Here is an 18350-nt window from a genome sequence, read left to right on the forward strand (position 1 = left end):
GGGTGGCGCACCCGGGCCGGCGGGGACCCCTCCGCACTCAGGCCGGACGCTGCAGCACCATCAGCGAGCGGTCGGTGAGCCACAGGGTGTCCCCGGCCTTGACCCGGGAGCCGGTCCCCGGGGCCGGCAGGGCGGGCCGGGCGGTGTCCACCACCAGCTGCCACTCCTGCCCGTGCCCGGCCGGCACGGTGAACTCCAGCGGCTCGAAGTGCGCGTTGAACATCAGCAGGAACGAGTCGTCGGTGATCCGCCCGCCGCGCCGGTCCGGCTCCGAGATGGCGTGGCCGTTGAGGAACACCGTGAGCGACTTGGCGTAGCTGGCGCCCCAGTTGCGCTTGGTCATCTCCTCCCCGGCGGGCGTGAACCAGGCGATGTCGGTGAGGTCCTCGTACTCGCCACCGCCGCTCCCGCCGGCCGCCCGGCCCGGGACCGGACGGCCGTGGAAGAAGCGGCGGCGCCGGAACACCGGGTGGTCGCGGCGCAGCCAGATCATGCCCTGGGTGAACTCCAGCAGCCGGGCGGCCGGCCCGTCCTCCTCGCCGTCCCCCTCCGGCCAGTGCACCCAGGTGAGTTCGTTGTCCTGGCAGTAGGCGTTGTTGTTGCCCTGCTGGGTGCGGCCGAACTCGTCGCCGTGCGAGAGCATCGGCACGCCCTGGGAGAGCATCAGGGTGGCGAGGAAGTTGCGCTGCTGGCGGGCCCGCAGCTCCTCGACCACCGGATCGTCGCTCGGGCCCTCGGCGCCGCAGTTCCAGGAGCGGTTGAAGGACTCGCCGTCCAGGTTCTTCTCGCCGTTGGCCTCGTTGTGCTTCTCGTTGTACGAGACCAGGTCGCGCAGGGTGAAGCCGTCGTGGCAGGTGACGAAGTTGATCGAGGCGATCGGGCGGCGGCCGTCGTCCTGGTAGAGGTCGGAGGAGCCGGTGAGCCGGGAGCCGAACTCGGCCAGGGTGGCGTGCTCGCCGCGCCACAGGTCGCGCACGGTGTCCCGGTACATGCCGTTCCACTCCGTCCACAGCGGCGGGAAGTTGCCGACCTGGTAGCCGCCCTCGCCGAGGTCCCAGGGCTCGGCGATCAGCTTGGCCTGGGAGACCACCGGGTCCTGCTGGACGAGGTCGAAGAACGAGGAGAGCCGGTCCACCTCGTGGAACTGCCGGGCGAGGGTGGCGGCGAGGTCGAAGCGGAAGCCGTCCACGTGCATCTCGGTGACCCAGTAGCGCAGCGAGTCCATGATCAGCTGGAGCACGTGCGGGCTGCGCATCAGCAGGCTGTTGCCGGTGCCGGTGGTGTCCTCGTAGAACCGCTGGTCCCGGGCCAGCCGGTAGTACGACACGTTGTCCAGGCCGCGCAGCGACAGCGTCGGGCCGAGGTGGTTGCCCTCGGCGGTGTGGTTGTAGACCACGTCGAGGATGACCTCGATGCCGGCCGCGTGCAGTGCCTTCACCATCGACTTGAACTCCTGCACCTGCTGGCCGCGGTCGCCGGTGGAGGAGTAGGAGGAGTGCGGGGCGAAGAAGCCGACGGTGTTGTAGCCCCAGTAGTTCGCCAGGCCGAGGTCGCGCAGCCGGTGGTCGCGGACGAACTGGTGCACCGGCATCAGCTCGATCGCGGTCACCCCGAGCTTGGCCAGGTGCTCGATGACGGCCGGGTGGGCGACGCCCGCGTAGGTGCCGCGGATCTCCTCGGGGATCCCCGGGTGCAGCCTGGTCAGGCCCTTCACATGGGCCTCGTAGAGCACGGTGCGGTGGTAGTCGGTGCGCGGCGGCCGGTCGGTGCCCCAGTCGAAGTAGGGGTTGATCACCACCGAGTGCATGGTGTGCGGGGCGGAGTCGAGGTCGTTGCGGCGCTCGGGGGCACCGAAGTGGTAGCCGTAGACGGACTCGTCCCAGTCGATGTGGCCGCTCATCGCCTTGGCGTAGGGGTCCAGCAGCAGCTTGGCGCTGTTGTGCCGCTGGCCGAGCCCCGGATTGTGGGGGCCGTGGACGCGGAAGCCGTAGCGCCGGCCCGGCTGGACGCCCGGGAGGTAGGCGTGCCGGACGAAGGCGTCGGTCTCGCGGAGTTCGACGGAGGACTCCGAGCCGTCCTCCTCCAGCAGGCAGAGCTCGATCCGGTCGGCGCTCTCCGAGAACACCGCGAAGTTGGTGCCGGCCCCGTCGTAGGTGGCGCCGAGCGGGTAGGGGGTCCCTGGCCAGACCTGCATGGGTTCCTCGACTTCCTTGCTGCGGAGAAGAACTGACGGACCGTCCGACGTCCGGGGCCCGGACTTCGGGAGCACTCCCCGCCCGGCCGGGCGACCGGGCGGGCGTGCCGTCCGGGCTCCGTGGGGTACGGCACGCGGCCGGCACAGTCCGCATACTCCCCGACGCCCTCCCCGGTGGCGGGGCCATTCGCGCCGTGTTCGCCCGAACGGGTGTCCCCACGGTGGCGGGGCCGCCGCCGTGGGGCCGCTGTGGCCCGGGGGACGGCCGGGACGGCCCGGCCGGGCCGCCGGGCGGGTGGCCCAACCGGCTGCGGGCGGTTCGCGGCGGGCAGTACCCTTGATCGTCGGGCCGTCCGCGGCCCGTGGCGATCCATCAGGCGAACCGGCGGCGAACCGCCGGTGCCCCGGCGGCGCGCCGCCGCCGACCGGCCGGACGGCAGGCAGACGGCTCCGAGCGGCCCCGGGCGGCTCCCCAGCAGGAACCAGGTGAGGTGGCGCATGGTGTTCCCCGCCGGCGGTCGTGGCGGTGGGCCCGGCGGCCCCGACCGGGGCGGCGCCCGCAGCGAGGCGCCGACGGTCGTCATGCGTCCCGCCCTGACCGGCGGGCGCTCGCTGGTCCCGGCCCAGGGCGGACCGGTCGAGGTGCCCGCGCTCGCCTGGTCCGGCGGCGAGTGGGAGGACGCCTACCAGCGGGTCCGCCTCTCCGGCCGCGCCTACGTCTGGCTCAACCTGGTCGAGCAGCGGCTGCGCTCGCTCGTCGACGAGGTGCTCCACCCGATCTACGCGCCCGCCCACGGCGAGGACTGGGTCACCGCCGCGGCCGGCCCGGCCGGCGAGGAGTGGGCGCACCGGGCCGGCGCCGTCCGCGAGGTCAGCCGGCGCAAGGGCTACCTGCTCGACCCGGCCGACGACGACCCGCTGGTCTTCCTCACCCTGCCGCAGCTGCGCGAGCTGATGGTCCAGCACTGGCCCTGCTTCGAGCCGTACCTGGCGGACCGCCGGGAGATCGAGCTGGCCCTCGACGAGCTGGAGGTCGCCCGGCACGTCGTCTCCCGCAACCGGATCCTCACCGCGACCGTCCTCGCCCAGACCGAACGCGCCGCCGCCCGGCTGCTGGCCCTCTTCGACGGCGGGGCCGGCGCGGTGCCCGCCGACGTCGTCGAGTCGCTGGTCGCCGGCCGGTACGCGGACGTGGTCGCCGTCCACCCCGACCGGGTCCGGCTCCAGCGCGACCTGCCGGTCGAGGACCTGCTCGACGGCGCCCGCCGGCTCGACGCGCTGGGCATCGGCCTCGGCATGCTCTGCCAGAACTACACCGGCAAGCGGCTGGTACGGCTCGCCGGCGAGGGCTGCCGGGTGCGGCTGCTCTTCCTCAACCCGGCCAGCAGCGCCGTCCGCCGCCGCGAGCGCGAGCTCGGCATCGGCCGCGGGGAGCTGGGCCGCTCGATCCAGATGAACATCCTCCACGTGCGCCGGGTCCGGGCCGCCCTGCGCGACCAGGGCGGCTTCGAGATCCGGGTGTTCGACGAGACCCCGCGCTTCACCGCGTACCTGGTCGAGGGCATCCCGGCCGCAGCCCCCGGCGGCCGCCGGCAGACCCGCGACCTCGGCGTCGTCCAGCCCTACCTGCGCCGCGCCCGCGGCATGGAGTCGCCCGCCCTCGTCCTGCGCGGCGGCGCCGGCCAGCAGCCGGGCGGTACCGACGCCGGACTGCTGGAGGTCTACCGCGAGGAGTTCGAGGGCGTCTGGGCCGACTCCCGGCCCGTCTCCTGAACCGGACCTCCCGCCCGCCGGGCCGGAAACCGGCTGGTCGGGGCGGTGCCGCGGGTGTCACAGTGGCCGGGTGGACACCACTCCCGCCTGGACGCTGCGCCCCGGCCGCCCCTCCGACCTGGACGACCTCGCCGAACTGCGCGCCGAGGTGATGCGCGAGGACCTGGTCCGGCTCGGCCGTTACGACGAGGACCGCGTCCGCCGGCGCATGCGGGAGGGCTTCTCCCCCCACCACACCTCCGTCGTCGAGGTCGGCGGCGTGCTCGCCGGCTGCCTCACCGTCCGCCCGGCCGACCAGGGCGGACGCTGCCTGGAGCACTTCTACCTCGCCCCCGCCCGGCAGGGCCGGGGCCTCGGCTCCGCCGTGCTGCGCCACGTCCTCGCCGAGGCGGACGCGGCCGGCGAGCCGGTGCGGCTGCTCGTCCTGCGCGGCAGCCGGGCCCGCCGGCTCTACGAGCGCCACGGGTTCACCGCCGAGCGCGAGGAGCCGGTCGACATCCACCTCGTCCGCCCGGCGGCGGCGCCGGGGCCGTTCCGCCCGGGCCGGTCCGACGGACCGTCACGCCGGAACGGCGCTGGGCCGGACGGATGGTGACCGGCGGGTAGTGGGCCGAAGGGGGTGGGCCGGGCGGGCGAGCGGGGGTGGGGCCGGACACGGCTTGTTAGCGTCGACCCGATGACCGGCGGGCCGGTCCCGGACCCGCCCAGCCGCCCCGTTCCGCCGCTCCGGAAGGCCCTCCGTTGACCAGTCAGCACGCGACCGACCGGGGAGTCCGGGGCGCCTCGCGCCGCAGCTTCGTCCGCACCGCGCTCGCCACCGGCGCCGCCGGGGCGGCCGTCCTCGGCGCCGGCGGCCCCGCCCGGGCCACCGCCCCCGCCGCGCCGCGCGCCACCACCGGACGGATCCCCTTCCACGGCGTCCACCAGGCCGGCATCCTCAACCCGCCGCCCGGCCACGGCACCTTCCTCGCCCTCGACGTCCACGCCGCCGACCGGGCCGGGCTGGAGAAGCTGCTGCGCACTCTCACCGACCGGATCCACTTCCTCACCGGCGGCGGCACCCCGCCCGACCTCGGCCCCGCCGCCGCCCCCGCCGACAGCGGCACCCTCGGCCCGGCCGCCCTGCCCACCGACGACCTCACCGTCACCCTCGGCGTCGGCGCCTCCCTCTTCGACGCCCGCTACGGCCTCGCCGACGCCCGCCCCCGGCGGCTCACCGCGATGCGCACCTTCCCCAACGACGGCCTGCGCCCCGCCGAGTGCCACGGGGACCTCTCCCTCCAGGTCTGCGCCGAGAACCGCGACACCGTCCAGCACGCGATCCGCGACCTGCTGCGCGTCACCGCCAGGTCGCTCACCCCGCGCTGGCAGCTCGACGGCTACCAGAACCGGGCCCGCCCCTCCGGCGCCGCCCGCAACCTGCTCGGCTTCAAGGACGGCATCCAGAACCCCGACACGGAGTCCGCCCGGGAGATGGACGAACTGGTCTGGGTCGGCACCGGCGGCGACGAGCCCCGCTGGGCCGCCGGCGGCAGCTACCAGGTGATCCGCGCCATCCGCACCCTGGCCGGCCCCTGGGACGAGGTGCCGCTGCGCGACCAGGAACGCATGATCGGCCGCCGCAAGGCCGACGGCGCCCCGCTCGGCCGCGGCGACGAGAACGACGCCCCCGACTACACCCAGGACCCCGGGGGCGCCGTGATCGCCCTCGACTCCCACATCCGGCTCGCCAACCCGCGCACCGACGCCACCCGCGCCAGCCGCATCCTGCGCCGCGCCTTCAACTACGACCGCGGCCTCGACGCGGCCGGCGTCCCCGAACTCGGCCTCGCCTTCTGCTGCTACCAGCGGGACCTCGCCCGCCAGTTCGAGGCCGTCCAGACCCGCCTCGCCGACGAACCCCTCGCCCGCTTCCTCCGCCCCACCGGCGGCGGCTACTTCTACGTCCTCCCCGGCGCCCGCGACGCCACCGACTGGCTCGGCCGCACCCTCCTCGCCGCCGGCTGAGACCGCCGCCGCCCGCCCCACCGGCCGGATTGTCGGAGGGGCGGGCGATGATAGGGGCTGCTTCGACCGGAGGAACGGAAGGACACACCCCTATGAGCTGGTGGCAGCAGCCACTGGTCGGCTTCGACCTGGAGACCACGGGCACCGACCCGGCCGTGGACCGCATCGTCACGGCCGCCCTCGTGGACACCGTCGGGGCCGGCCGGCTGGGTGCCACCGGCTGGCTGCTCGATCCGGGCGTCCCGATCCCCGCCGAGGCGGCCGCGATCCACGGGATCGGCGACGACCTCGCGCGGGCCAAGGGCCGGCCGGCCAAGGAGGCGGTGGACGAGATAGCCGCCGCACTGTGCGAGCGGCTCGCCGCCGGGCGGCCGGTGGTGGCGTTCAACGCGCCGTTCGACCTCTCGCTGCTCGACGCCGAGCTGCGCCGCCACGGCCTGCCGGTGCTCGCGGAGCGGCTCGGCGGGCCGGTCGCCCCGGTGCTGGACGCGCTGGTCATCGACCGCGCCGTCGACAAGTACCGCAAGGGCTCCCGCACCCTGCAGCGGGTCTGCGAGGTGTACGGCGTGGAGCTGACCGACGCCCACGAGGCCGGCAGCGACGCCCTCGCCGCCGTCCGGGTCGCGGTCGCCCTCGCCGAGCGCTACCCGGACCGGGTCGGCGCCGTCCCCGCGGCCGAGCTGCACGCCCGGCAGGTGGACTGGTACCGGGCCTGGGCCGAGGACCTGCAGTCCTGGCTGCGCCGGGGCAAGGACCCGGAGGCGGTCGTCGACCCCCGCTGGCCGCTGCGCTGACCGGCTCCTGGACGGCGGCCTCGGGGCGGGCGCGCCGGGGCGGGGATCCGGGGCACCGGTCCTACCGGCCGGCCGCCGTGCCGATCAGCCGGGCCTTGGCGGCGGTGAACTCGGCGGTGTCGAGCACGCCGTCGCGGTGCAGGGCGGCGAGGCGCTCCAGCTCCTCGCTCAGCGCCGGGGCGGGCGCTGTCCCGGCCGCGGCGACGACCGCCACCGACGGGTCGCGCGGGTCGTGCCGGAGGGCCAGCCGCCCGCCGACGCCCGGCAGCGCGTAGGACGGGAAGGTCCCGGTGTGGACGAGCGTGTACGCCCGGCCGTCCGGGCCGGCGTAGCGGACGGTCAGCCGCAGCCGCCGGGCGGCGGGCGAGCCGGACCCCGGGCGGCCGGGCTGCCGGACCTCGGTGACCGTGCCGACGACGGTCGCCCCGGAGGAGTGCAGCCGGGCGGCGAGGTCCCGGCGCCGCTTCTGCTCCGCGTTCTCGCGCCGGATCCGCCGTTCGCCGCGCACACCGCCGACCAGGGCGAGCAGGGCGGACACCGCGGCCGCGAGGAGCAGCCCCGAGCGCGGCGCCCCGTCGGCCGCGGCGGCGCCGAGGAGTCCGAGGAGCGCCGCGGCCGGGGAGGTCATCGCGAGCGGCAGCCGCTGCGGCTGTTCGACGTCGCGGTTCTCGGCCAGGGCGAGGGCGCCGAACAGCGCGAGCAGGCACAGCGCCACCCCGAGGGCGAGCAGCAGTGACGTGACGTCCGCCTGGCAGTCCGTGCCGGGCACGCACCCGCCCGCGCCGAACGAGCGCAGGTGGCCGGTGGCGACGCACCAGCCTCCGGCGACGGCGAAGAGCCCGAACACGACGGCGAAGAACCTCCGTCCGCCGCCCACCCGGCGCGCGGCCGTCATCGCGCGGACACCGGAGGGCGTGCCGCCGGACCCGCGCCCGCCGGGCGGCACCCGGGCGGGCGCCCCACCGGGGCGCGGCCCGCCGCCGACGGTCCCCGGCCTCCGGCCGGGCGGTACCCCCGTCGCATGGACTCCCCCTCCGCCGCACGGCGCACGCGTCCGGACGCCGCCCGGCCCGTTCCCCGGTCCGGCGGCGGTGACTCGACGACGGACCCTAGTGGGGGCCGTCCGTTCCCGGACGAACGGCCGGGTGAACGACGGCGTCCTGCGGGGGATACGGCGGGTGGACCGAAGCGGAGGCGGACTCCGTGCCGATCAGCCGGGCCTTGGCGGCGGTGAACTCGGCGGCGTCGAGCGCGCCGTCGCGGTGCAGGGCGGCGAGGCGTTCCAGGGCCTCGACCCCGCGGAGCGCCGGGTCCGCCGAGGGGGCCGGGTCGGCCCGGACGGCGCCCTGGAGGGGTTCGGGGGCCGGGTCGACGAGGACGGCCTCCGCGTCCTCCGGGTCGGCGGGGTCGTAGCGGACCTCGGCGGGGCCGCCCCGGCGCGGTGCGTCGAAGGCCGGGAAGGCGTCGACGAGGGTGGTCGTGCGGAGGCTGCCGTCGGCGGTGGTGAACTCGACGCTCACCCGCAGCTCCGGGTGGTCGTTGTAGGTGGACCCGGTGTGCACGAGGGCGGTGATCCGGCCGGGGACGGTGATGCCGTGCCGCGCCAGGCGGTCCTGCCGCTCGGCCGTGCGGCGGGTCTCCAGGACGAAGGCCCGCCGGCGGCGGGCGCCGAACCGGTCGAGCACGGCGGCGAGCACGGCCAGCGGGAGGACGGGCACCAGCAGCCAGGGGTGGAAGCCGCCGTTGGCCAGGGCCGCGCCGACCAGGCCGAGGGCGACGGCGCCCGAGAGGACGCCCCGGTCCGAGGTGACCGAGGGTTCGTGGGTGGGGGCGTCGCCGTGGGCCGTCGAGGCGGCCGCGACCAGGGACGCCGGCCAGAGCAGCAGGCCGCTCACGAGGTACAGGGTGGTGCCGAGGGCGCCGCAGTCCCCTTCGGGACCGCAGGCGTCGGCCCCGTAGGCGCGGACGAATCCGGTGGCGGTGAGCCATCCGGCGGCCGCGGTGAATCCGGCGATGACGACGAGTCCGACGAGCCGGCCGCGGCTCAGTCGCGGTCCCGGGGCGGGGGGATGGTCGGTGGCCATGGGGCGGAGTGTAGGGCCTCGATCCGTGCCGGCGGCGGGGAGGTCCCCGGCGCCGGCACGGGGCGGGCGGTCGTCGGGCGGGGGCCGTCAGACCTCGGGGAAGTCGAAGCCGTAGCCCTCGGCCAGCAGCCAGGGGAGGAGCACCTTCAGGGCCTCGACGGTCTGGCCGCGGTCGCCGCCGCCGTCGTGCAGCAGGACGACGCCGCCGGGCTGCAGGCGGGTCTGCACGGACTGGACGATCTTGTCGGTGCCGGGGCGGGACCAGTCGCGCGGGTCGACGGCCCAGCCGAGCGGCCGCAGGCCCAGGTCGGCGGACATCCGGCGGTCCACGGCGTTGAACTGGCCGCCGGGGGCGCGGAACCAGCTGATCGGGGCGTCCGGTCCGGCCGCCTGGCGGATCGTGTCCCGGGCGGCGGTGATCTGGTAGTACACCTCGTCGGGCGTGAGCCCGGCGAAGGGCTGCGGGTGGTCGACGCTGTGGTCGCAGAGCCGGTGGCCCTCCGCGACGATCCGCCGGACGGCGGCGGGGTCGGCGGTGACCCGGTCGCCCACCACGCAGAAGGTGGCCCGGGCGCCGTACCGGGCGAGCAGGTCGAGGACGAGCGGGGTGGCGGGGCCGGGGCCGTCGTCGAAGGTGAGCGCGACCGTCCGTCCGCCGGAGGCGGTGTGGCGGGCGGTCTCGGCGGAGACGGCGCCGGTGGCGGGTCCGGCGGTGGCCGCGGCGGGGGCGACCGCGGTCAGGGCGAGCGAGGCGGCCAGTCCGGCGGAGGCGGCCAGCCGGGCGGCGAGCCGGGTGGGGGAGGCGGACCGGGGGCGGGCGGTGCGTTCGGACATCGGAGGCTCCTGCGGGGACGTGGGGGCAGGTGACACTTGGTCGGATCCCTTGTCCGGGGGAGTCGTTGGCAAACGTACGATCGGAACATCGGGCCGGTGCCCCGGCGATTTCCGGCCGCCCCGGCACCCGCCGTTCCGGTACCGCGCTCCCGGCACGCGTCCCCCCTCGGCGCCCGCCCCGCCGGCCGGTCAGAAGGGGTACCAGCGCACCTCCGTGGCCCCCGTCCGCAGCGACTCCACCCGCCGCCGGAACTCGGCGAGCGCCGCCGGGTTGCCCGGGGCCTGCTGGGCGACCCAGGACGCGCTGGCCGTCTCCCGGGCGCCGCGCAGCACCGCGAAGCCGTCCCACTCCCGCACGTCCCAGCCGTACGCCCCGGTGAACGCGCGGTACTCCTCTCCCGGCACGCCGTAGCGGTCGTGGGCGAGCGCGAGGACCACCAGGTCGTGCTCGCGCAGGTCGTTCGCGACGAACTCCAGGTCGAGCAGCACGGGTCCGTCCGGGCCGACGTGGACGTTGCGCGGCAGCGCGTCGCCGTGGATCACCCCGGTCGGCAGGTGCGGGACGAGGCCGGCCGCCGCACCGGCGAAGGCGTCGCGGCGCTCGCGCAGGAAGTCGGCGTCGGCCGGGTCGACATGGCCCTCGGCGGAGGCGAGCCAGCGCTCGACGGGGGCCAGCAGGTCGCGCCGGCCGAGCGCGAACGGCGGTTCGGGCAACCGGTGCAGGGCGTGCAGCAGCGGCGCGAGGTCGGCCGGCCGGGCGGGCCGTTCGGCGGGGGCGAGCCGGTGCCAGAACGTGACGGGGTGTCCGTGGGCGAGCCGCGGCCCGGCGCGTTCGGGGTCGTAGGGGCGGACCACCGGGACGCCGTGCCCGGCCAGCCAGTCGGCGACGGCGAGTTCGCGGCGGGCGCGTTCGTGCAGTTCGGGCGCGCGGCCGACCTTGGCGACCACGGCCGGGTCGCCGAGGTCGAAGACGGCGTTCTCGCCGAGGGCGAGCAGCCGGGCGTCGCCGGGGCCGGGCAGGCCGGCCGACTCGCAGGCGTGGGCGAGCAGCAGCCGGGCCCGCCCCTCGTCGAAGGGAAGCATGGGGGTTCGTTCCTTCATGACAGCCGGGTGAGGGTGGGCGATCATTCTGGCAAACGGGTGCCGGGCCCCGCGTGACGCGGGGCCCGGCAGCGGATCCGGGGGTGGTCCGGGGGTGGTCCCGGGGAGGGGTCAGACGCCGATCCGGCGGTGCCGGGCCCGGGGCGGCTCGGGGGACCGGGGCGCGGGCACGGCGCCGGCGCCGGCGGTGGTGTCGGCCGGCGGGACGCCCTCGCCGTGCGAGAGGTCCGGCAGCCAGCCGAGCCAGCGCGGCAGGTACCAGTTGCGCTCGCCGAGCAGGGTCATCACCGAGGGCAGCAGCACCCCGCGGATGATCGTCGCGTCGATCAGCACCGCGACCGCGAGGCCGACGCCCATCTGCTTCATGGCCTGCATGGACAGGGTGCCGAAGACCGCGAACACCGCCACCATGATCACCGCGGCGCTGGTGACCACCCCGGCCGTGGAGCGGATGCCGTCGGCGATCGCGGCCCGGGTCGGCAGGCCCCGGTCACGGCCCTCCTTGATCCGGGAGACCACGAAGACGTGGTAGTCCATCGAGAGCCCGAAGAGGATCACGAAGAGGAACAGCGGGACCCAGGACTCCACCGCGCCGACGCCCTCGGTGCCGAGCAGCGAGGCCCCCACGCCGTGCTGGAAGACCAGGGTCAGCACCCCGTACGCGGCCCCGACCGACAGCAGGTTGAGCACCACGGCGGTGCCGGCGACGGCCAGCGAGCGGAAGGAGGTGAGCATCAGGAGGAAGGCGAAGGCCACCACGAAGCCGAAGACCAGCGGCATCGAGCCGGTCATCTTGGCGTTGAAGTCGTACGAGCCGGCGGTGCGGCCGGTGACCGGGGCCTCGGTGCCCGGGACCTTGAGCACGGTGGCGGGCACCAGCTGCTCGCGCAGGGTCCTCAGCGCGGCGTTGCTCACCGCGTCGTTGCCGCTGCCGTTGAGCGGGATGTCGACGGTGGCGACGTTCTGCTCGGGGTGGACGCTGACCTCGACCGGGCCGTGCATCTGCCCGCTGGCCAGGGCGCGGGTCCTGAGCTCGGCGATCGCGGCGGTCATCGCCGGGGAGTCGATGTCGGCGGCCTTGATCACCACGGAGGCGGGTGCCGGGCTGCCGGGGAAGGCGGCCTCGATCTTCTGCGAGACGGCCACCAGCTCGTTGCCCCGGGGCAGCTGCTGCTGGAAGGTGAGGTTGGCGGTGTGCATGGTGAGCATCGGCGCGGCCAGGCCGATCAGCACGGCCCCGGAGAGCACGGTGGCGGCCAGCGGACGGCGCAGCACCGGGGTGAGCACGGCGTTCCAGAACCGGCCGCCGGTGGTGGCGGCGTCGGGGCGGCGGAGCCTGCCCAGGAAGGGCACCCGGCCCTTGTCGACCTTGTCGCCGAGCATCGACAGCAGTGCGGGCAGCACGGTGAGCGAGCCGAGCACGGCGGTGACGACGACCACGATGGTGGCGTAGGCCATGGCCTCGAACTCGGCGATGCCGGTGAGGAACATGCCGGCCATGGCGATCACCACGGTGACGCCGGAGACCAGGACGGCCCGGCCGCTGGTGGCGGCGGCGACCCGCAGGGAGTCCTCCGGGCCGCGCCCGGCGGCCCGCTCCTCGCGCTCCCGGCGCAGGTAGAAGAGGCAGTAGTCGACGCCGACGGCGAGACCGACCAGCAGCATCACCGAGCTCGCGCTGTTGCTGGTGTGCAGGAACCCGCTGCTGAGCGCGACGAGTCCGCCGGCCGCGACGAAGGCGGTGAGCGCGAGCACCACGGGCAGCACGGCGGCGACCAGCGCGCCGAAGGCCACCAGCAGGATCCCGAGGGCCAGCGGGACGGCCGTCCACTCCGCGCGGGCGAAGTCGTCGGCGAACTGCTCGTCCATCCACTTGCCGGAGCTGGCGTCCCCGAGTTCGACCACGGTGAGGTCGGGGTGCTGCTTCTGGACGGCGGCGACGGCGTCGACCACGGCGGTGACGTTCTCCACCGCCTCGTCGTGGTCGCCCTTCACGGTGAGCTGGACGAGCGCCGAGCGGCCGTCCCCGGAGATCGCCCCGGTGTCGTAGGGGGAGCGGATGTCGGTGGCCCGGCCGGTGCCGTCGACGGCCTTGACCACCTGCTCGACGACGGCCCGGAAGGCGGGGGCGTCGGCGGTCGGGCCGGTGCTCTGGACCAGCACGGTCTCCGTGGAGGGGGACTTGAGGCCGGCCTCGTCGATGATCCGGGCCGCCCGGGAGACCTGGCCGGGCATGGCCTCGGAGTCCTCGACCTTGGTGCTGCCGTGCACGCCGCCGAGGTAGGCGGCGAGGACGACGAAGAGCAGCCAGCCGAAGACGGCGGTTTTCCGGTGCCGGGCGCTCCAGGCGCCCATGGCGGCGGCCATGCCGAGCTTGGTCTTCACGGATTCCCCCTGGGAAGGCGGCCGGCGCCGGGGTCGGTGGCACGGCGCGGGCCGGGTGTGCGGCGGTGGTCGGCCGCCGGAAGATCGGTCGCCGGGGCGGGGCCCGGCGTCGTCAACGACAGTAGGGAAGGCGCAGGTGGCGGGGTATCCGGCTGGCGGGGGAGTCCGCCCTGTGGTCCTCCTCGGGGGCGGGGTGGGGTTTTCCCTACCTGTCGACCCTGACCTCTCCTCCCAGGGTGGGGGCTCCGGCTCCACCCTGAGGGGGAGTCGATTTCCACCCCGAGCACGAGGTGCCGGGGGCCGTGCGGGCGCGAAGATGACTCAGGGTCGCCGTTGCGGCGCCCTCGGGGGATCGGCCTGCGGCAACGGGGTCACGGGGAGAAACTACTTGTCGGTCGGCAAGTAAGTGACCGTAGGATGGTCCTTCCGAAGTACTTACCTGCCGACCGGCCAGGCCTGTGCCCCCGCACGGGCCGGAGCCGATCCCGATCCGTCGCCCGGCGTCCCGTCCCCCAAGGGCTGCGGTGAACCATGCCCAGGAGGCATCACGAGCATGTTCCACCGACTTGGACAATTCGTCGTCCGTCGCGCCTGGTGGGTGATCGCCGGATGGGTCATCGCGATGGTCGCCATCGCGATGTCCGCCCCGAAGATCACCGCGGCGACCGACGAAGCCGCGTTCCTGCCCAAGCACTACGAGTCCATCCAGGCCGCACAGGTGCAGGAGAAGGCGTTCCCGGCGAGCTTCACGCCCTCCGCGCTCGCCCTCTTCGAGCGCACCGACGGCGCCCCGCTGGGGACGGACGACAAGGCCGCCGCCGCGAAGATCGTGCAGGGCCTGGCCGACAAGAAGATCGAGCACGTCGAGCAGGTCGTCCCGGTCAGTGACCAGACGACCTCGAAGGACGGCAAGTACGCGCTGGCGCCGATCGCCATCGACAAGGCCGTCCAGCAGTCCGAGGACTTCGGCGAGACCGCCAAGAAGATCCGGACCGAGGGCAAGGCGCTCGCCGAGGGCACCGCGCTGAAGTTCCAGCTCGGCGGCGCCGCGGCGCAGCAGCTGGACCAGCAGGAGTCCTCCGGCGCGGCCGACGCCGTCATCGCGATCAGCAGCGTCTTCCTGGTCGCGATCATCGTCGGCCTCATCTTCCGCAGCGTCCTGGCCGGCGTCCTGCCGGTCCTGCTGTCGCTGCTGATCGCGATGCCGACCGCGAACGGCCTGATCGCGCACGCGACCAAGGCGTTCGACCTCAAGTCCACGCCCGTGCTGTCGGCGATCCTGATCGTCGTCGTGCTCGGTGTCGGCACCGACTACTTCCTCTTCCTCGCCTTCCGCTACCGCGAGCGGCTGAGGGCCGGCGACACCCGCCAGGAGGCCGTGGTCAACGCGGTCGGCCGGGTCGGCGAGGCCATCGCCTCCGCCGCCGGCGCGGTCACCGTCGCCTTCGCCGTGCTGGTGCTCTCCAGCCTCGGCATGTTCAAGGCGCTCGGCCCGGCGCTGGCCATCGCGGTCGTCGTCACCGCCTTCGCCTCGCTCACCCTGGCCCCGGCCGTGCTCGCGGTCATCCCGGCCCGCGGGGTGTTCTGGCCGGGCAAGAAGTGGATGCGCGAGCCCGGCGACGCCCGGTTCGCCGCGCTCGGCCGCGTGGTCCAGAAGCGTCCGGCCGTCGTGGCCGCGGCCTCCGGCGCGGTGCTGCTGGCGCTGACCGCCGGCGCCCTGAACTACAACGGCACCTTCGACCTCGCGGGCAGCTCCATGCCCAAGGACAAGGAGTCGATGGTCGTCCAGGACAAGCTGGTCACCGGCTTCTCGGCCGGCGCCGCCGACCCGACGCACGTCTACCTGACCGCCGGGGGCGGCGGCAAGCTCGACCCGGGCAAGTTCGACGGCTACGCCGCCAGCCTCGGCGCCGTCCCCGGCGTCGCCCAGGCCGCGCCCAAGCCGGAGCTCAGCCAGGACGGCACGACGGCGGACTTCACCGTCCTGCTCAAGCACGAGCCGTCCAGCAACGACGCGATCGACACCCTCACCGAGCTGCGCGAGGTGGCCCACGGCCAGGCGCCGTCCGGCACCGAGGCGAAGGTCGGCGGGATCACGGCGATCTACAAGGACATCAACCTGGCGATGAGCCACGACTACAAGCTGGTGTTCCCGATCGCGGGTCTGCTGATCCTGCTGATCCTGGCCCTCCAGCTGCGCAGCGTGGTCGCCCCCTGGTACCTGATGGCCTCGGTCGGCCTCGGCTTCACCGCCACCCTCGGCTCCTCGACCCTGCTGTTCCAGAACATCAAGGGCGAGCACGGCATGATGTTCATGCTGCCGATCCTGATCTACCTCTTCGTGGTGGCGATCGGCACCGACTACAACATCCTGATCATCGCCCGCCTCCGCGAGGAGGCCCGGGCCGGCCGCAACCCGCGCGAGGCGGCCAGCGAGGCGGTGCGCCACGGCGGCCCGACCGTCGCGGCGGCCGGCTTCATCCTGGCGGTGTCGTTCGCGACCTTCATGCTCGCGGGCAACATCTTCATGCTGGAGTTCGGCTTCGCGATGGCCTTCGGCATCATCCTGGCGGCCTTCGTGATGGCGATGTTCTTCACCCCGGCGCTCACCGCGCTGGTCGGCAAGGCGGCCTGGTGGCCCGGCCACGGCGGCGACGCCACCGGCGGGCACGACGGCCCGTCGGCGGCGCCGGCGAGCCCCTACGCGCCGCACGGTCTGCCGGAGTCGGCCGGACGGCGCTGACCGTTCGCCCGTCCCGGTGACCACGGCCCGGCACCACGGTGCAGGCCCGGACGGCGCCCGCTCAGGCGGGCGCCGTCTGCCCGTTTCCCGGGGAGGGCAAACGTGATCTGTCGGGCAGAAAATCCCCGGTCAATCGGGGTGCGGCCGTGCTACAGTCGAGTCAGTTGCAGTTTTGGTTCCCATGAACGCTTGTGTGCGCCTGCTGGTCCCAACCAACAGGCGCATTTGTTTTGTCCGGTGTTTCAGTCTCCGGATGGGGATCGCGGCTACTTTGGGGCCCACGAGGTGTGGGCTCCGATGCCCCAGTTAGAGGAGACGGTTATGGCTACCGGCACCGTGAAGTGGTTCAACAGCGAAAAGGGCTTCGGCTTCATCGAGCAGGAGACCGGCGGCCCGGACGTGTTCGCGCACTACTCGAACATCGTCGCGCAGGGCTTCCGGGAGCTCGTCGAGGGCCAGAAGGTCGAGTTCGACGTCACGCAGGGCCAGAAGGGCCCGCAGGCCGAGAACATCCGCGTCATCTGAGTCCAGCCTCCGAGCTGACTCGCGATTTCGCGTAGCGAGGGCCCGTACCGCACGGTGCGGGCCCTCGCTCATGCCGCCGAACGGCCGGGGCGGCGCACTCCACACCGTCGGCCGACCAGCCCCTTGACCGGGGCTGCCGCGCTACGTACGGAGAACCCGTGACCACCCCTGCCCAGCCGCACCGCGACGGCGGCCGTTCCACCGATCGCAACCGCAAGCCGCGCAACCGCAGCGGTGCCCCGCGCACCGGCGGCGCGCACGCCGGCGCCCCGCGCGGCGGAGCGTCCTCCAGGCCCCCGCGCCGCAACGCCCCGCGCGTCGCCGAGCCCGCCGACTTCACCGTCGTCGAGGGCACCCCGCCCCGCCCGCCGGCGGCGAGCTTCGCCGAGCTGGAGCTGCCCAAGGGCATCCTGAGCGCGCTCACCCGGGAGGGCGTCACCGAGCCGTTCCCGATCCAGGCCGCCACCCTGCCCGACTCGATCGCCGGACGCGACGTGCTCGGCCGCGGCCGCACCGGCTCCGGCAAGACCCTGGCCTTCGGCCTCCCGCTGCTCGCCCGCACCGCCGGCCGGCGCGCCGACGCCCGCCACCCGCTGGCGCTCGTGCTGACGCCCACCCGTGAGCTGGCGCAGCAGGTCACCGAGGCGCTCACCCCGTACGCCACCGCCGTCAACCTGCGGATCGCCACCGTCGTCGGCGGCATGTCGATCACCCGGCAGGCCAACGCGGTGCGGCGCGGCGCCGAGGTCCTGGTCGCCACCCCCGGCCGGCTGGACGACCTGATCGGCCGCGGCGACATCCGGCTCTCCGAGGTGCGGATCACCGTCCTCGACGAGGCCGACCAGATGGCCGACATGGGCTTCCTGCCGCAGGTCACCAAGCTGCTGGAGCAGGTCGCCGAGGGCGGGCAGCGGATGCTGTTCTCCGCCACCCTGGACCGCAACGTCGACCGGCTGGTCAAGCGCTTCCTGACCGACCCGGTCACCCATTCGGTCGACCCCTCGGCCGGCGCGGTGACCACCATGGACCACCACGTGCTCCAGCTGGAGCCCGCCGACAAGGCGTCCACCACCGCCCACATCGCCTCCCGCGACGGGCGCGTGATCATGTTCGTGCACACCAAGCACGGCGCCGACCGGCTCGCCAAGCAGCTGCTCGCCAACGGCGTGAAGGCCGCCGCCCTGCACGGCGGCAAGTCCCAGCCGCAGCGCAACCGGGTGCTCGACCAGTTCCGGGACGGCCTCGTCACCGCGCTGATCGCCACCAACGTCGCCGCCCGCGGCATCCACATCGACGGCCTCGACCTGGTCGTCAACGTCGACCCGCCGATCGACCACAAGGACTACCTGCACCGCGGCGGCCGCACCGCCCGGGCCGGCGAGTCCGGCACGGTCGTCACCCTGGTCCTGCCCGACCAGCGGCGCGAGGTCGGCCGGCTGATGACGGTGGCCGGCATCCGTCCGACCACCACCAGGATCCGTCCGGGCGACGCCGAGCTCGCCCGGATCACCGGTGCCCGCACGCCCAGCGGCGTGCCGGTCGCCCTGACCGTGCCCGCCCCGGCGGCCCCCGCGGCCCAGGCCGGCGGCGAGGACGGCAAGGGCGCCGCGAAGTCCCCGCGCCGGCGCTCCGGCAAGCGCTCGGGCCTGCCGGCGGACGTCGACATGAACGGCAACCCGCGCCGTCCCCGCCCGAAGCAGCGGCTCGGCGGCGGTGGTGCCTCCGGCGGCGGCCAGGGCGGCGGTGCGACGCGCCAGGCGGCCGGCTTCATCGGCCGTTCGGCGGGCCGGGCCAAGCCCGGCAGCGGTTCGAAGTCCGGCGCCAACTACGGCACCGGTCGCCAGCGCCGCAGCACCGACTGAGCGAGCGCGCCACCCGGCGTCCGAACGGCCCGGCTCCCCCCGCACGGG

The 18350-nt window shown here is 74.9% G+C and carries 13 protein-coding genes; 7 read left to right on the forward strand and 6 right to left on the reverse strand.

The window, feature by feature from the left end:
• Nucleotides 1-37: 37 nt before the first annotated feature.
• Nucleotides 38-2194 carry a glycogen debranching protein GlgX gene (glgX, locus tag ACFCX4_RS22615; protein ID WP_376145154.1) on the reverse strand — a complete coding sequence of 719 codons (2157 nt, stop codon included), beginning with the start codon at nt 2192-2194 and terminating at the stop codon, nt 38-40.
• Nucleotides 2195-2692: 498 nt separating this feature from the next.
• Between glgX and ACFCX4_RS22620 the strand changes: the two genes are divergently transcribed.
• The 4 genes from ACFCX4_RS22620 (at nt 2693) to ACFCX4_RS22635 (ending at nt 6768) form a co-directional block, all read left to right on the forward strand.
• Nucleotides 2693-3967 carry an SAV2148 family HEPN domain-containing protein gene (locus ACFCX4_RS22620; protein WP_376145156.1) on the forward strand — a complete coding sequence of 425 codons (1275 nt, stop codon included), beginning with the start codon at nt 2693-2695 and terminating at the stop codon, nt 3965-3967.
• Nucleotides 3968-4037: 70 nt separating this feature from the next.
• A complete protein-coding gene (locus ACFCX4_RS22625; RefSeq protein WP_376145158.1) occupies nt 4038-4562 on the forward strand; it encodes a GNAT family N-acetyltransferase in 525 nt (174 codons plus the stop codon).
• A gap of 146 nt (nt 4563-4708) precedes the next feature.
• Complete coding sequence (locus ACFCX4_RS22630) at nt 4709-5974, forward strand: Dyp-type peroxidase (protein WP_376145160.1); 1266 nt, start codon at nt 4709-4711, stop codon at nt 5972-5974.
• Nucleotides 5975-6066: 92 nt separating this feature from the next.
• Complete coding sequence (locus tag ACFCX4_RS22635) at nt 6067-6768, forward strand: exonuclease domain-containing protein (RefSeq protein WP_376145162.1); 702 nt, start codon at nt 6067-6069, stop codon at nt 6766-6768.
• Between the two features lie 61 nt (nt 6769-6829).
• On the opposite strand, the gene ACFCX4_RS22640 is transcribed toward ACFCX4_RS22635, so the two are convergent.
• From ACFCX4_RS22640 to ACFCX4_RS22660, 5 genes are all read right to left on the reverse strand, one after another.
• Entirely contained in the window at nt 6830-7663 is an 834-nt protein-coding gene (locus tag ACFCX4_RS22640; protein ID WP_376145164.1) for a DUF3592 domain-containing protein, read from the reverse strand.
• Between the two features lie 214 nt (nt 7664-7877).
• On the reverse strand, nt 7878-8852 hold the full coding sequence (locus tag ACFCX4_RS22645) for a DUF3592 domain-containing protein (protein ID WP_376145166.1): 975 nt from the start codon (nt 8850-8852) through the stop codon (nt 7878-7880).
• 87 nt (nt 8853-8939) lie between these two features.
• Nucleotides 8940-9686: a polysaccharide deacetylase family protein gene (locus tag ACFCX4_RS22650; protein ID WP_376145168.1), complete on the reverse strand. Its 747-nt coding sequence runs from the start codon at nt 9684-9686 to the stop codon at nt 8940-8942.
• A 189-nt stretch (nt 9687-9875) separates the two neighbouring features.
• The gene (locus tag ACFCX4_RS22655) at nt 9876-10769 is read right to left on the reverse strand and encodes a phosphotransferase enzyme family protein (RefSeq protein WP_376145170.1); all 894 of its coding nucleotides are present in this window, start codon (nt 10767-10769) and stop codon (nt 9876-9878) included.
• 129 nt (nt 10770-10898) lie between these two features.
• Entirely contained in the window at nt 10899-13154 is a 2256-nt protein-coding gene (locus ACFCX4_RS22660) for an MMPL family transporter (protein WP_376145176.1), read from the reverse strand.
• Between the two features lie 571 nt (nt 13155-13725).
• Between ACFCX4_RS22660 and ACFCX4_RS22665 the strand changes: the two genes are divergently transcribed.
• From ACFCX4_RS22665 to ACFCX4_RS22675, 3 genes are all read left to right on the forward strand, one after another.
• Nucleotides 13726-15915, forward strand: a complete 2190-nt coding sequence (locus tag ACFCX4_RS22665; RefSeq protein WP_376145172.1) for an MMPL family transporter — start codon at nt 13726-13728, stop codon at nt 15913-15915.
• 321 nt (nt 15916-16236) lie between these two features.
• Complete coding sequence (locus ACFCX4_RS22670; protein WP_327676217.1) at nt 16237-16440, forward strand: cold-shock protein; 204 nt, start codon at nt 16237-16239, stop codon at nt 16438-16440.
• 158 nt (nt 16441-16598) lie between these two features.
• Nucleotides 16599-18302: a DEAD/DEAH box helicase gene (locus tag ACFCX4_RS22675; RefSeq protein ID WP_376145174.1), complete on the forward strand. Its 1704-nt coding sequence runs from the start codon at nt 16599-16601 to the stop codon at nt 18300-18302.
• The last annotated feature ends 48 nt before the right edge of the window (nt 18303-18350 follow it).

It is taken from the genome of Kitasatospora sp. NPDC056327 (genome assembly GCF_042261735.1).
Classification (GTDB): Bacteria; Actinomycetota; Actinomycetes; order Streptomycetales; family Streptomycetaceae; genus Kitasatospora.

What these genes read in the sequence shown, in the direction of transcription:
- glgX (WP_376145154.1), bottom strand. Translation starts at nt 2,194, where the DNA reads ATGCAGGTCTGGCCAGGGACCCCCTACCCGCTCGGCGCCACCTACGAC.
- ACFCX4_RS22620 (WP_376145156.1), top strand. Translation starts at nt 2,693, where the DNA reads ATGGTGTTCCCCGCCGGCGGTCGTGGCGGTGGGCCCGGCGGCCCCGAC.
- ACFCX4_RS22635 (WP_376145162.1), top strand. Translation starts at nt 6,067, where the DNA reads ATGAGCTGGTGGCAGCAGCCACTGGTCGGCTTCGACCTGGAGACCACG.
- ACFCX4_RS22640 (WP_376145164.1), bottom strand. Translation starts at nt 7,663, where the DNA reads ATGACGGCCGCGCGCCGGGTGGGCGGCGGACGGAGGTTCTTCGCCGTC.
- ACFCX4_RS22645 (WP_376145166.1), bottom strand. Translation starts at nt 8,852, where the DNA reads ATGGCCACCGACCATCCCCCCGCCCCGGGACCGCGACTGAGCCGCGGC.
- ACFCX4_RS22650 (WP_376145168.1), bottom strand. Translation starts at nt 9,686, where the DNA reads ATGTCCGAACGCACCGCCCGCCCCCGGTCCGCCTCCCCCACCCGGCTC.
- ACFCX4_RS22655 (WP_376145170.1), bottom strand. Translation starts at nt 10,769, where the DNA reads ATGCTTCCCTTCGACGAGGGGCGGGCCCGGCTGCTGCTCGCCCACGCC.
- ACFCX4_RS22660 (WP_376145176.1), bottom strand. Translation starts at nt 13,154, where the DNA reads ATGGCCGCCGCCATGGGCGCCTGGAGCGCCCGGCACCGGAAAACCGCC.
- ACFCX4_RS22665 (WP_376145172.1), top strand. Translation starts at nt 13,726, where the DNA reads ATGTTCCACCGACTTGGACAATTCGTCGTCCGTCGCGCCTGGTGGGTG.
- ACFCX4_RS22670 (WP_327676217.1), top strand. Translation starts at nt 16,237, where the DNA reads ATGGCTACCGGCACCGTGAAGTGGTTCAACAGCGAAAAGGGCTTCGGC.